Source organism: Micromonospora sp. CCTCC AA 2012012, from assembly GCF_040499845.1.
Taxonomy (GTDB): domain Bacteria; phylum Actinomycetota; class Actinomycetes; order Mycobacteriales; family Micromonosporaceae; genus Micromonospora; species Micromonospora mangrovi.
This window is the reverse complement of record NZ_CP159342.1, coordinates 5,963,156-5,976,508: the sequence shown is the minus strand read 5'-3', so window position 1 is coordinate 5,976,508 and position 13,353 is coordinate 5,963,156. Positions and strand designations below refer to the sequence as shown.

Sequence of the window (13,353 nt, the reverse complement as noted above, 5' to 3'; positions counted from 1 at the left end):
GGACGGAAGATGACCTGGTGCGCCGCCTGCTCCGTCACCCCGTCCGGCTGGTGCCGTTCGGGTTCCTGGCGGCGATCCTGGTCGGCACCGGCCTGTTGATGCTGCCCTGGGCGACCAGCCAGCACCGGTACACGCCGTTCGTGGTGGCGCTCTTCACCGCCACCTCGGCCGTCTCGGTGACCGGCATGGCGATCAACGACACCCCGAACTACTGGAACGACTTCGGGCTGGTGATGATCACCGTGCTGACCCAGCTCGGCGGCCTGGGGATCCTGACGATCGCGGCCCTGGTGATCCTGGTGGTGTCCCGGCAGCTCGGCCTGCGCAACCGGCTGCTCGTGCAGGCCGAGACCCAGGAGTACGGCATCGGCGACGTACGCCGGCTGCTTGTGCGGATCGCGGCGACCGTCTTCGTCACCGAGGCGGTGATGACCGCCGTCATCACCGGGCGGCTCTGGCTGGTCTACGACTACCCGCCGAGGCGGGCCCTCTGGTCGGCCACCTTCCACTCGATCCAGGCGTTCAACAACGGCGGGTTCACCCTCTACTCCGACGGTCTGCTGGCGTTCGCCCGAGACCCGTGGGTGGCGCTGCCGTTGGGGCTCGGGGCGATCATCGGCGGGCTCGGCTTCCCGGCGCTCTTCGAGGCCGTCCGGAGCTGGCGCCGACCGGCCCGTTGGACGGTCGCCACCAAGCTCACCATCTGGGGCAGCCTCGTGCTGATCGGGTTCGGCTTCGGCGTCCTGCTGCTCACCGAGTGGAGCAATCCCGCCACCATCGGCACCTACGACGCCCCGGGGAAGGTGCTGGCCTCGTTCACCCAGATCGCGCTGAGCCGCACCGGTGGCTTCGACGTGATCGGGGTCGGCAACCTCAGTGAGGAGAGCTACCCGCTGCTGATCGTGCTGATGTTCATCGGCGGGGGCAGCGCCAGCACGGCCGGCGGCATCAAGGTCTCCACGTTCTTCCTGCTCGCCTTCGTCATCTGGGCGGAACTGCGCGGCGAGCCGGACGTCACGGTGGGCGGCCGCCGGCTCGCCACGGCCAGCCAGCGGCAGGCCCTCACCGTGGCCCTGCTCAGCGTGGCGCTGGTCGTCGCCGGCACGGTCGCGCTGATCGTGTTGACCGAGCACGTGCGCTACTACGCCGCACTCTTCGAGGTGACCTCCGCCTTCAGCACCACCGGCCTCACCACCGGACTCGTCGCGCGCCTGCCGGAACCCGGCGAGTACGTGCTGACCGCCCTCATGTACATCGGCCGGATCGGCCCGCTCACCCTCGGGTCGGCGATCGCGTTGAACACCCGACGCCGGCTGTACCGCTATCCGGAGGAGCAACCCATTGTCGGCTAGGAAGACGGACGACAGCGGCATCGTGGTGATCGGCATGGGCCGGTTCGGCTGCCACCTGGCCGGCTCGCTGAGCCAGCTCGGCCACCAGGTCCTCGCCATCGACCGCAGCGGGGAGGTGGTGCAGCGCTGGGCGCCGCAGCTCGAACGGGTGGTGCAGGCGGACTCCACCGAGGAGGGCGCGCTGCGCCAGCTCGGGGTCGCGGACTTCCGGCGGGTGGTGGTGGCCATCGGCGCGTCCGTGGAGGCCAGTGTGCTCACCGTGCTGGCCCTGACCGAGCTGGGCGTTCCGCAGGTCTGGGCCCGGGCCACCTCGGAGAAGCACGCCAAGATCCTCAGCGCGGTCGGCGCGCAGCACGTGATCTTCCCGGAGGCGGAGACCGGTGAGCGGGTGGCGCACCTGATCGTCAGCAAGATGCTCGACTTCATCGAGTTCGGCGACGACTTCGCCATCGCGAAGGTCCGGGTGCCGGACTCGATGGTGGGTCGGCCGCTGCGCGAGCTGGCCCCCGCGGACCGGTACGGGGTGATGGTGGTCGGTGCGAAGCTCCCGGGCGAACGGTTCCGCTACGCCGCCGCGGACACCGTGCTCGCCGAGGGGAGTGTGCTGATCGTGGAGGGCAGCATCGCGCAGGTGCAGCAGTTCGCCGCGCTCAGCTGAGGCTCACTTGCCCTTCTTGTTCTTCTTGCCGTGCCCACCCCCCTTCTTCTCGGTCACTTTCCTTTTCCCTTACCACCGTCCTTGCCCTTGTGCGGCCTGTCCGGCTTGGCCCTGGCCCCGCCGGAGGTCCCCGAGGAACGGGTGCCGCTGCTCTTCGTGGTGACCTTCACCGGCGCCTTGGCCGGCGCCTTCGTCGGCGCGGTCGTGGTCGGCGCGGTGGTGGGCGTCGAGCCGGCCACCCCGGAGACCTGGACGTCGCACGCCTGATCCCCCAGCTTGAACTGCACCGGCAGCGGGTTCCCGCCGGTGTAGCTGCCGCTCAGGGCCATCTTCTGGGAGGCGCCCGGGGCCAGTGCGGTGTTCCCGGCGGTCGGCTTGACCAGCACCGTCCGCCCCTCCTGGTGCACCGTCGGCTGGGCCTTCGTCACCGTCTGCCGCCCCGGGAAGGTGAAGCTCATCGTCCAGTCCCGCAGCTCCCGGCCACCGGTGTTGGTGAGGGTCAGCTCGGCGGCGAAGTCCCGGCCCGAGTCGCGGCGCAGCGCGTAGTCGACCTCGCAGGGGGCGGGCTCGGCCAGCCCCATCCGCGCCTCGGTCGGCTCGATGCCACCGCTGGCCGGGCTGCGCGAGGTCAGCCCCCACATGGTCGCGGTGACCGCGACCAGACCGACGGCGGCCACCCCGGCCTCCACCTTGCGGCGGCGGGCCGCCGCCCGGCGCTCCCGGGTGCGTACCGCCGAGAAGGGCAGCGCGTCGGTCGCCGAGGACCAGGGCAGGATGGTGGTGCCGGCGTTCTCCAGCAGCGCCGGGTCGAACTGCCCGAGCGCCGGGGAGACCGGCACGATCGCCGCGATGCCGGCCGCGTCGGCCAGCGTACGGGCCACCTCGGCGGTGCCCGGCCGGTCCGCGGGGCGCTTCGCCAGGCAACGACCGACCAGCTCGGCGACGGCGTCGGGCAGGCCGACCACCTCGGGCATCGGGTCCGGGTCGTTGTACATGTGCGCGCGGAGCATCTGGGTGGTGGTGCTCGCCTGCCACGGCAGCCGGCCGGTGAGCATCCGGTACAGCAGCAGGCCGACCGCGTACACGTCGGTGGCCGGGGAGACCTGGCCGTTGTCGAGGCGCTCCGGCGCCAGATAGGCGGGGGTGCCGAGCAGCGCGCCGTCCGGGCCCTTCTCGCTCTCCCCCACCAGCGCCGAGATGCCGAAGTCGACGACCTTCACCCCGGTCGGGGTGAGCATGACGTTGCCGGGGGTCACGTCCCGGTGGACCACGCCGCGGGCGTGCGCGGTGGCCAGCGCCGAGGCGACCTCCGCGCCGATCGTGACGGCCTCCCGCCAGGGCAGCTGCCCGCCCCGGCCGAGTCGGCTGCTGAGCGGGCCGCCGTCCACCAGCTCCATGACCACGTACGGGACGGTGAGCCCGACCTGCTCGGACTCGCCGTAGTCGTACACGTTGGTGATGTTGGGGTGGCAGAGCCGCGCGGCGGCCTGCGCCTCGATCCGGATCCGGTGCCGGAATGCCTTGTCGCTGGCCAACCGGGAGGCGAGCACCTTGACCGCCACCTGGCGGCCGAGCACCTCGTCGTAGCCACGCCACACGACCGACATGCCGCCCGCACCGAGCTGCTCGATCAGCCGGTACCGCTCCCCGAGCAGCTGTGAGCCGCCGTTCCTGACCGTTCCACCCATGGTCGGTGCTGTTGCCCGGCGTCGCCCTGCCTACACCTCAACGGTCGGAATCGGTCAGAAAAGTCACCCGATCAGGCGGTCGCGAGGAGTTGGTCCACCGGGGCGTAGTCGTCGGTGAGCACCAGCGCGTCACCGACGTACGAGGTCAGCTCGTCGCCGTACAGCAGCACCGCCGGCTCCGGCAGGCCCCGCAGCGCGACGATGATCCGCGCCAACGGCAGCGGCGAGTCCGAGCCGACGAGCAGGAAGTTCGCGCCCCCGTCACCGGCCAGCGCCCACGGCGGCGCGATCAGCGCGACGTAGTGGAACTCGGCCGCCACGGTGGCCATCTCGCTGCGCACGAAGCGGCCCGGCGGGGCGTCGATGACGTTCTGCACATAGATCCCGCCCGGCCGCAGCACCCGGCGGATCTCGCCGGCCATCTCCCGGGTGGCCAGGTGCCAGGGCACCACCAGGTGACCGAAGGCGTCCCCGACGATCAGGTCCCGGCTGTCGGTCGGCTCGCCGCCGAGCAGCACCCGGGCGTCCCCCACCCGCGCCCGCAGGTCGGGGCCGGTCCGCACGCCCAGCTCCCGCCGGTCCAGGTCGACCAGGCCGCCGTCGATCTCGAAGACCAGGTTGTCGGTGCCCGGGCGGGTGGCGGCCAGGTACCGCGGCACGGTGAAGCCACCGCCGCCGAGGTGCAGGGCGTCCAGCCGCTGCCCGGCCGGCGCGGCCAGGTCGGCGACCAGGCCGACCCATCGGGTGTACGCGTACTCCAGGTGCGTCGGGTCGGTCAGGTCGACGTACGAGTGCTGCGCCGAGTTCAGGTAGAGCACCCGCCCGCCGGCCCGGTGCGGGTCGGCCACCACCCGGGCGCAGTGGTACGCGGTCTCCACGTCGCACGGGTTCGGGGCGACCGCGGAGAGCCCCGCACCGGCCAGGCCGAGCACCGCCACGGCCGCCTTCACCCGGGCCGGACCGGGCAGCCCGGTGCCCGCCCGCCGCCGCAGGTACGCCCTCAGCCCCAGCCCGGTGAGCCCGAGCAGCACCGCCAGCCCCAGCACGATCACCGTGCTGGGCAGCGCCGCCACCAGCACGAAGCCGGTGACCAGGGTGGCGGTGATCCCGCCCAGCGTGCCGATGCCGGAGAGCCGCCCGACCACCTGACCGGTCCGGCGCAGGTCGGCGAGCTGGAGCTTGACCACCAGCGGGGTGATCCCGGCCAGCAGCGCCGCCGGCACCAGCACCGCCAGCGCGGTCAGCATCAGCACCGCGCCGGCCGCACCACCGCGCAGCACCTCACCGGCGTAGCGGACCACGGGGAGGGTGACCGCGGTGGCGATGCCGGCCAGCACCAGCGCCGGGGCCAGCAGCGCACGCGGGTTCCGCCGGTCGGCCAGGAACCCGCCCATCCACGCCCCGTACGCGATGGCGGCGAGCGCCATCCCGATGACCGCGCTGGTGACCTGGAGGGTCACCCCGACGTACGGGCCGACCAGCCGGAGCGAGACGGTCTCCAGCACCAGCACGGCCCCGCTGGAGAGGAAGACCAGGAACGCGGCGAGGCCGTTCGGCAGGGCCCCGGGCGGGGCGGGCACCACCGGGGCGGACTCCACCACGATGTCGGACGATGAACTGCTCACCGTCGCGATGCTACGAGCGTTCGCCGCGCTCCGGGTCAGTACATCGAGATGTGAACATGGTTTGTGTGGTCGGCGGCGGGACTGCCGCCCCCGCTGTACGCCCGCCAACCGGTGTTCGGCATCCAGATCTGCCGATACCAGATCACGTACATGATGCCGAGCCGACCGGCGTTGTTCTTCGCCCAGCTCGCCAGGCTGTCGCCGTACGCCTTGTCGCCGCCGGTGGCCGTGACGTCCTCGAAGCCGCCGGCCGCGGCGGAGAAGTCGCAGGCCCGCCCCTTCGGGTGCTCGCCGTCGCCGCCGCTGCGGTGACAGGACGCGTAGCGCTTGTAGCCGGCGGCCTGGGCCTGCTGGAGCATGTGCAGGGTGCGCGGGGTGATGCAGCCGTCGGCCGGCGTCGGGTCGTCCACCGAGCAGGACTCGGACGGCCAGGAGCCGTCCGGGTTGCGCGGGGCGGGACGGGCGGAGGAGGAGCCGCCGCCGCGGAAGCCGGAGCCGCTGCCCGAGCTGACCTTGGCGAGCGCGATCTCGGCGTCCCGCTTCTTCCTGGCCAGCGCGACGAGCTGTTTGGCCTGCTCGCGCACCTCGCCGTCGATGGCGGTCTTGGCCCGGGCGGCCTCCGCCCGCGCCTGGTTCAGGTCACGCAGCCGAGCGCTGTCCCGCTGGGCCATCACCTCCAGCTCGGCGGCCCGCTTGAGGAACGACTGCGGGTCGGCGCTCTCCAGCAGCATCGACACCGGCGTCAGCCGCCCCAGCCGGTACGACTGCACGGCCACCTCGCCGGCCTGCGCGGTCAACCCGACCAGTCGGCCCTCGATCTCCCTGAGCTGGCCGGTCAGCGCCACCTGCCGGCGCTTGGAGTTGTCCAGTTTGGCCTTCGCCTCGATGTGGCCCTTCGCGGCCGCTTCGAGGGCCTCCCGGAGCTGCTTGCTGCCCCCCTCGTCGGGGGTGCCCGGGGTGGGCGCGGCAGCCGCCGGAGCGGCGGGGGCGAGGCCGGCGCCGAGCAGCAGCGCGGTGGCGACCAGCAGGGCGAGCAACGGGTGGCGGACGCGCCTGCTCCTGAGCACGAAAGGGTCCTTCCGTCGACCGCCGGTCACAATACCGCCCGCCCCGGGAGAAGCACAGGCCCCGGTCAGCGGTCGAGGAGGGCCGCGCGGACCTCGGTCCAGATCTCGTCGCTCGCCGCGACCAGCAGGCCGTGGGAGTCGTCGGCCGGGTGGTAGTCGGTGCCGTCGAAATGCCGGGCCACCCCGCCGGCCTCCCGGACCAGGAGGGTGCCCGGGGCATGGTCCCAGGGCAGGGTGCGCCAGAACAGCACGAACTGCTGGGCGCCGGTGAGGATGTCCAGGTATTCCCGGCCGGCGCAGTGCTGACCGGGCAGCAGCTCCCCGATCCGCGCGCCACCCGCCTCGGCGGCCCCCCGCGCGTCGGGCGGCAGGAACCGGGTCATCGCCGTGCCGCGCAACGCACCGACCGCGGGCAGCGAGTCGGTGGTGCGTACCGTCGCGCCGTCCAGGTGCGTCCCCGCGCCGGCGCGGCAGGCGGCCAGGTCACCGGCGAGCGGGTCGAAGATCCAGGAGGCCACCGGCAGCCCGTCGGTCAGCAGCGCGATCATCAACGCGAACGGGCGGCGGCCGGCGGCGAAGTTGGCGGTCCCGTCGACCGGGTCGACCAGCCAGACGTCGCCGGCGTCGCGCAGGTGGCGGAGCAGCTCCGGGTCCTCGGCGACGCCCTCCTCGCCGACCACCAGGGAGCCGGGACGCAGCCGCCGCAGCCCGGCCGAGATCAGTTCCTCGGCTCGCCGGTCGGCGACGGTGACCACCTCACCGGGGGCCTTCTCGGAGATGTCGTCCTCGTCGAGCCGCCGGAACAGCGGCACCACGACCTGGGCCGCGACCTCCCGCAGCAGCGCGCCGACATCGTCCAGCAGGGTGTCAGCCACGCGGCGGGAGCTTGACCACGCTGACGAAGAACTCGTCGATCTGGCGGACCACCGAGATGAAGCGCTCGAAGTCCACCGGCTTGGTCACGTAGGCGTTGGCGTGCAGCTGGTAGCTGCGCAGGATGTCCTCGTCGGCCTGCGAGGTGGTCAGCACCACGACGGGGATGCGGCGCAGCTCCTCGTCGTTCTTGATCTCCTCCAGCACCTCGCGGCCGTCCCGGCGGGGCAGGTTGAGGTCGAGCAGGATCAGGTCGGGCGTGACGGCGTCCGCGTACTCGCCCTCGCGGCGCAGGTAGGCCAGGGCCTCGGCGCCGTCGGAGACCACGGTGAGCCGATTGCGGAGCTTGTGCTCCTCGAACGCCTCCTGGGTCATCAGCACGTCGCCCGGGTCGTCCTCGACCAGCAGGACCTCGATCGGGCTCTTGCCGTCTGCCGGCGCGGTCATCCCACCGTCTCCCTCATGCCACCCGTTGTACCGCCCTCGGCCGCTGCCTCCGGCGTGTCGCCGCGCGTCGAGGAGTCCGCCGGGTCGGCCGCGACGACCGGCTCCGCGTCGGTCCCGGTCGCCTCAGCCGTACGCTCCGCCTCGGCGGCCCGGGCGGCCTCGACGTCCTCCGGCAGCGCCGGGAGGGTGAACCGGATCGCGGTGCCCTCCGCGGTGCCGGTGTCCACCCAGACCCGACCGCCGTGATATTCCACGATCTTCTTGACGATCGCCAGGCCGATCCCGGTGCCCGGGTACGCGTCCTTGGCGTGCAGCCGCTGGAAGATCACGAAGATCTTGTCGGCGAACTCCGGCTCGATCCCGATGCCGTTGTCCTGGCAGCTGATCTCCCACTCGTCGCCGACCAGCCGGGCGGAGACGTGCACCTTCGGCGGCACGTCCGGGCGGCGGAACTTGATCGAGTTGCTGACCAGGTTGGCGAGCAGGTTGGTCAGCAGCGGCTCCTCGCCGCGGATGGTGGGCAGCTCGCCCCAGGTCAGCTCGGCGTCCGAGTACTGCCGGGCGGCCTCGGTCTGGGCGGCCACGTCACCCATCACCTTGTTCAGGTCGACCTCGGTGAACCCGGTGGTGAGCCGGCCGATCCGGGAGAACGCCAGCAGGTCGTTGATCAGCCGCTGCATCCGCTGCGCGCCGTCGACCGCGAAGGCGATGTACTGGTCGGCGCGCTCGTCGAGCTGGCCGGCGTAGCGCCGCTGGAGCAGCTGGCAGAAACTCGCCACCTTGCGCAGCGGCTCCTGGAGGTCGTGCGAGGCGACGTACGCGAACTGCTCCAGGTCACGGTTGGAGCGGGTGAGTTCCTCGGCCTGCTTCGACAGCTGGCTGTTGACCCACTCGATCCGCTCCCGCGCCTCGCGTACCTCGGCCAGCTCGCGGGCGATCTTCTGCCGCATGCCGTCGATGTCCTCGGCGAGCACCCGGAACTCCGGCGGGCCGGAGCCCTCGATGTGGTGCTGGTAGTCGCCCGCGGCGACCTCCCGCACCTGGCCGACCAGCCCGGCCAGCGGCCGGATCAGCATCCGGTCCAGCGAGAGCACCATGACCACGCCCGCGACCGCGACCACCAGGGCGGCGACGATCAGCAGGACGACCAGCACGTTGCCGGTCTCGTTGACCTTGTCGGCGGTCTGCTGCCGGACGACCAGGATCTCCGCCTGGAGCTGGTTGACCGCGGCCCGGATGCCGTCGAACTGCTGCCGGGTCTGGTCGGTGATCAGCGCCTGACCGGCGGCCGGGCCGCTGCGGGTGGTCGTCGCGATCACCGGCTCGGCCACCTTCGTCCGCCACTGCGCCGCCTGCTGCTCGACGACCCGCAGCTCGCGCAGCACGTCGGGATAGTCGGCGGCCAGCTTCTCCATCTTGGCGACGGTGTCCCGCTCCCGGACCAGACCGGCCTCGTACGGGGCCAGGTCCTTCCGGTCGCCGTTCACCGCGTACCCGCGGACGGAGGTCTCCTGGTCGAGCAGCGCGCTGAGCAACTCCTGGGCCTGCACCCGCAGCGGGCCGGTCCTGAGCAGCACGGCGTCGATGTTCTGCCGGTTCTTCGTCGCCACCAGCGCCTCGGCCGCGGCCAGCCCGAGCAGCAGCACCAGGACCACGCTGAGCAGCGCGACCACCCGGCGACGCAGGGTCCACCCCTGCTGGTACGCCTTCATCGGCCAGCTCCGCGGGTGACCAGCAGCATGGCGACGTCGTCGGCGAGCGGGCCGCCGTTGATCTGCTCGGCGCGACCGACCAGCCAGGCCGGCAGCTCGGCCAGAGGCACCGCCCGGTTGGCCGGGTCGGCGAGGAGTTCGGTCAGCCCCGCCACGTCGAGCCGCTCGTCGCCGTCGCCCACCCGCCCTTCGATCAGGCCGTCGGTGTACATCAACAGGGACCAGTCATCGGTGTCGAACTCCAGGTCGAAGGCAACGGGCCGGCGCGGTCGTACGCCCAGCAGCAGGCCACCCTTGGCCGGCACCGGCGCGACCTCACCCCCGCTGAGCAGCACCGGCGGCGGATGCCCGGCGAGTCGTACGGTGGCCCGGTGGGCGGCCAGGTCGAGGCGGACGGTGGCCACCGTGGCGAAGATCTCCTGGAGGCGGCGCTCGCTCATCAGCACCTGCTCCAGCGCGGGCAGCACCTCGTCGTCGGGCACGCCCGCCAGGATCAACGCCCGCCAGGCGACCCGCAGTTCGACGCCGAGGGCGGCCTCGTCGACGCCGTGGCCGCAGACGTCGCCGACGATCAGGTCGATCCGGTCCGGCCGGGTCTGCACCACGTCATAGAAGTCGCCGCCGATGAGGGCGGCGTGCCGACCGGGACGGTAGAAGGTGTGCACCGCGACCTGGTCGGTGGTCATCAGCGGCTGGGGCAGCAGGCCGCGCTCCAGGCGGGCGGACTCGGCCTGCCGCAGCTCGACCTCGCGGAGCCGGCGGGCGTTCTCGTCGGCCCGTTTGCGTTCGACGGCGTAGCGCAGCGCCCGGGTCAGCAGGACCCCGTCGACCTGCCCCTTGACCAGATAGTCCTGGGCGCCCTCGGCGACCGCGACGATGCCCAGGTGCTCGTCGGAGCGGCCGGTCAGCACGCAGACCGCGGCGCCGCTGGACATCTCCAGCACCTGGCGCAGCCCGTCCAGCCCCTGCGCGTCGGGCAGGCCGAGGTCGAGCAGGACGCAGTCGACGCCCATCACCCGCTGGCGGGCCTCGCTCAGGCTGGTGGCGACCAGCAGGTCGATCATCGAGTTGGTCTCGGCGAGCAGCTCACCGACGAGGAAGGCGTCCCCCTCGTCGTCCTCGACCAGCAGGACCCGGAGGCGTTCACCGGGCGGCAGGTTGCCGTGCCGCGCGAGCCCCCCGTGCGGGTACGGCACCAGGGAGGAACCGGTCATACCGGTCCCCCGGTTCGGCCGGGTCACCGCCGCGAGTCGCGGGAGGTCGCTGGTGATGTCGGGCTCCTTCCGAGTGCCCTGCTGATCCTGTATCAGACAACGGTCGCACACAACACGACAGCGGCAGCGGCACGGGGCGGGACGGGATCGCCCCCACCCGCTCAGCGACCAGACGGACGGCCGATGTTACGCCGGGTCCCTGGTCCCCAGGCGGGACACCCTGCCGAGAAGGTCCGCCGACCGGCGAGTCCCGCCGCGCGCCCCGGGGGTGCAGGATGATCCCACCCCTGGCCCCACCCCCGAGGAGTCCCCCGTGGGCGTATCCCCCACCCGCCCCGCCGACCGGGCCCTGGCCCGGCCCCGGCGGCGCCTGCCCGCCGCCCTCGCCGCGCTGGCGGCGCTGCTCGCCGTCGGCGCGGGCACCCTGCTCGACCTGCGCCCACCGGCGCCCCGACCGGCCGACGCGCCGGCCGGTGACTTCAGCGCCGCCCGGGCGTACGAGCAGGTGCGGGTGATCGCTGCCCGGCCGCACGTGGCCGGCAGCCCCGCCAACGACCAGGTCCGGGAGCACCTGGTCGACGTGCTGCGCGGCCTGGGCCTGGAGACCGAGGTGCAGGACACCGTGGCGCCGGAGGCGGGTCAGCTCAGCGGGGCGGCCGGCGGCGCCACCGTCGCGCGGGTCCGCAACGTGGTGGCCCGGGTGCCCGGGACCGCGCCGACCGGCCGGGTCTTCCTGGTCGCCCACTACGACTCGGTGCAGTCGGGCCCGGGCGGCAACGACGACGCGGCCGGCACGTCGACGATCCTGGAGGTGGGCCGGGCGCTGACCGCCGGGCCGCGCCCCCGCAACGACATCGTCCTGGTGCTCACCGACGCCGAGGAGGCGTGCCTCTGCGGGGCCGCCGCGTTCGCGCAGAGCCATCCACTCGCCGCCGACGGCGGGGTGGTGCTCAACCTGGAGGCGCGCGGCTCCACCGGCCCGGTGATCATGTTCGAGACGTCCCGGAACAACGCGAAGCTGGTCGACGTCTTCGGTCGGGCCGCCCCGCACCCGGTCGGCACCTCGTTCGCCGTGGAGATCTACCGGGCGCTGCCGAACGACACCGACTTCACCGCCTTCCTGGACCGGAACTTCGTCGGGCTGAACTCCGCGTACATCGACGGCGGGGCGGTCTACCACTCGCCGCTGGACACCCCGGCGGCGATGGACCGGCGCAGCCTCCAGATGCACGGCGACAACGCGCTCGGGCTGGCCCGCGAGTTCGGGCGTACGGACCTCAACGCGCTGCGGTCGGACCACGACGCCACCTACTTCCCGGTGCCCGGCGGGCTGGTCCGCTACCCGGGTTGGCTGACCCTGCCGCTGGCGCTGCTCGCGGTGGTCGCCGTCGGCGTGCTCGGCTGGCTGCTGCGACGGCGCGGGCGGGCCACCGCCGGCCGGCTCGCCGCCGGCGTCGGGCTCGCGCTGGTGCCGGTGGTGGCCGCGCCGCTGGGCGCCTGGCTGCTCTGGACCGGGATCACCACGGCCCGCCCCGGCTACGCGGAACTGCTCGACCCGTACCGCCCGACCTGGTACCGGCTCGCGGTGGTGGCGCTCGCCGCCACGATCCTCTTCGCCTGGTACGCGTCGACCCGTCGCCGGGTCGGACCGGCCGCCCTCGCGTTCGGTGGGCTGGTCTGGCTGGCCCTGTTCGGGGTGCTGCTCGCCGTCCTGGTGCCCGGCGGGGCGTACCTGACGACCCTGCCGGCCCTGGCCGGTGCGCTGGCCGGCCTCGCGGCCCTGGCCACCCGGCTCGACGGCCCCTGGCCGGTGCTGGCGGTGACCCTGGCCGGCGCGGTCGCCGTGCTGATCCTGCTGCCGACCGTGGTGCTGCTCTTCCCCGCGCTCGGGATGGCGATGGGTGGCGTCGCGGCGCTCTTCGCGGTGCTGCTCGGGCTGGCCGCGCTGCCGGTGGTGGACCTGCTGCACCCGCAGGCCGGCGGCCAGCGTGGCCTGGTCGCGCTGCGGGCCCGCCGGCTGGGCGCGCTGCCGGCCGTCGCCGCCGGGCTCGCGGCCGTGGTGCTCGCCGGGGTCGGCCTGGTCGTGGACCGCTTCGACGCCGCCCACCCGGTGCCCACCCACCTGATGTACGCCCTGGACGCCGGCACCGGGAAGGCCCAGTGGCTCAGCCGGGAGGACGACCCGCAGCCCTGGACCGCCGGCTTCGTCGACGACCGGGCGTCGGTGGCCGACGACTTCCCCGGCCTGGGCGACCCGGAGCTGCGGGCCGGGCCGGCGCAGCCGGCGAACCTGCCCGCGCCGACGGTGACGGTGCTGGCCGACACCCGCGCGGGCGACCAGCGGGTGCTGCGGCTGCGGCTGGTCCCGCAGCGGCCGGTCCGCCTCGCCACGCTGCACGTCGACACCTCCACCGCCACCGTGCGGTCGGCGGTGGTGGGGGGCCGCGAGGTGCCGGTCAAGGCCCGCGAGGGTCGGTGGGGCTTCGGGATCGTCTTCCACGCCCCGCCGCCGGAGGGCATCGAGGTCACGCTGACCCTGACCCCGAAGGCGGACAAGGTCGTGCTGCGGGCCATGGACGCCAGCGACGGTCTGACCGCCGTCCCCGGCTTCCGCCCCCGCCCCGCCGACGTCGGCGTGGTCGGCTCGCACACCTCGGAGATGCTTGCGGTGGCCCGCAGCTACTCCTTCTGACCGTCCTGGTGCCCCGGGGTCAGCC

Annotated in this window: 10 protein-coding genes; 3 read left to right on the top strand and 7 right to left on the bottom strand. The window is 73.4% G+C overall.

Translation table 11 applies throughout. The annotated features are described in order from the left end of the window. Positions 1-17: 17 nt before the first annotated feature. Both ABUL08_RS27040 and ABUL08_RS27035 read left to right on the top strand, forming a co-directional pair. On the top strand, positions 18-1,352 hold the full coding sequence (locus tag ABUL08_RS27040) for a TrkH family potassium uptake protein (RefSeq protein ID WP_350932850.1): 1,335 nt from the start codon (positions 18-20) through the stop codon (positions 1,350-1,352). After that, positions 1,342-2,010: a potassium channel family protein gene (locus ABUL08_RS27035; protein ID WP_350932849.1), complete on the top strand. Its 669-nt coding sequence runs from the start codon at positions 1,342-1,344 to the stop codon at positions 2,008-2,010. Before ABUL08_RS27040 ends, ABUL08_RS27035 begins: the two co-directional genes overlap by 11 nt. Positions 2,011-2,063: 53 nt before the next feature. On the opposite strand, the gene ABUL08_RS27030 is transcribed toward ABUL08_RS27035, so the two are convergent. The 7 genes from ABUL08_RS27030 to ABUL08_RS27000 all read right to left on the bottom strand — a co-directional run bounded on the left by ABUL08_RS27030 (position 2,064) and on the right by ABUL08_RS27000 (position 10,636). Continuing rightward, positions 2,064-3,698 carry a serine/threonine-protein kinase gene (locus ABUL08_RS27030; protein WP_350932848.1) on the bottom strand — a complete coding sequence of 545 codons (1,635 nt, stop codon included), beginning with the start codon at positions 3,696-3,698 and terminating at the stop codon, positions 2,064-2,066. 71 nt (positions 3,699-3,769) lie between these two features. After that, the gene (locus ABUL08_RS27025) at positions 3,770-5,323 is read right to left on the bottom strand and encodes a fused MFS/spermidine synthase (RefSeq protein ID WP_350932846.1); all 1,554 of its coding nucleotides are present in this window, start codon (positions 5,321-5,323) and stop codon (positions 3,770-3,772) included. Positions 5,324-5,358: 35 nt separating this feature from the next. After that, positions 5,359-6,390: a coiled-coil domain-containing protein gene (locus ABUL08_RS27020; protein ID WP_377521830.1), complete on the bottom strand. Its 1,032-nt coding sequence runs from the start codon at positions 6,388-6,390 to the stop codon at positions 5,359-5,361. Between the two features lie 65 nt (positions 6,391-6,455). Continuing rightward, entirely contained in the window at positions 6,456-7,265 is an 810-nt protein-coding gene (locus ABUL08_RS27015) for an inositol monophosphatase family protein (RefSeq protein ID WP_350932845.1), read from the bottom strand. Further along, the gene (locus ABUL08_RS27010; RefSeq protein ID WP_242794573.1) at positions 7,258-7,710 is read right to left on the bottom strand and encodes a response regulator; all 453 of its coding nucleotides are present in this window, start codon (positions 7,708-7,710) and stop codon (positions 7,258-7,260) included. The genes ABUL08_RS27015 and ABUL08_RS27010 overlap by 8 nt, the downstream gene beginning before the upstream one ends. Continuing rightward, entirely contained in the window at positions 7,707-9,422 is a 1,716-nt protein-coding gene (locus ABUL08_RS27005; RefSeq protein ID WP_350932844.1) for a sensor histidine kinase, read from the bottom strand. Before ABUL08_RS27005 ends, ABUL08_RS27010 begins: the two co-directional genes overlap by 4 nt. Next, the gene (locus ABUL08_RS27000; RefSeq protein WP_350932843.1) at positions 9,419-10,636 is read right to left on the bottom strand and encodes a PP2C family protein-serine/threonine phosphatase; all 1,218 of its coding nucleotides are present in this window, start codon (positions 10,634-10,636) and stop codon (positions 9,419-9,421) included. Before ABUL08_RS27000 ends, ABUL08_RS27005 begins: the two co-directional genes overlap by 4 nt. Positions 10,637-10,949: 313 nt before the next feature. Between ABUL08_RS27000 and ABUL08_RS26995 the strand changes: the two genes are divergently transcribed. Continuing rightward, a complete protein-coding gene (locus tag ABUL08_RS26995; protein WP_350932842.1) occupies positions 10,950-13,328 on the top strand; it encodes a M28 family peptidase in 2,379 nt (792 codons plus the stop codon). Positions 13,329-13,353: the final 25 nt, after the last annotated feature.

Coding starts and splice junctions, on each gene's coding strand:
- ABUL08_RS27030 (WP_350932848.1), bottom strand. CDS start 3,698: ATGGGTGGAACGGTCAGGAACGGCGGCTCACAGCTGCTCGGGGAGCGG.
- ABUL08_RS27010 (WP_242794573.1), bottom strand. CDS start 7,710: ATGACCGCGCCGGCAGACGGCAAGAGCCCGATCGAGGTCCTGCTGGTC.
- ABUL08_RS27000 (WP_350932843.1), bottom strand. CDS start 10,636: ATGACCGGTTCCTCCCTGGTGCCGTACCCGCACGGGGGGCTCGCGCGG.
- ABUL08_RS27005 (WP_350932844.1), bottom strand. CDS start 9,422: ATGAAGGCGTACCAGCAGGGGTGGACCCTGCGTCGCCGGGTGGTCGCG.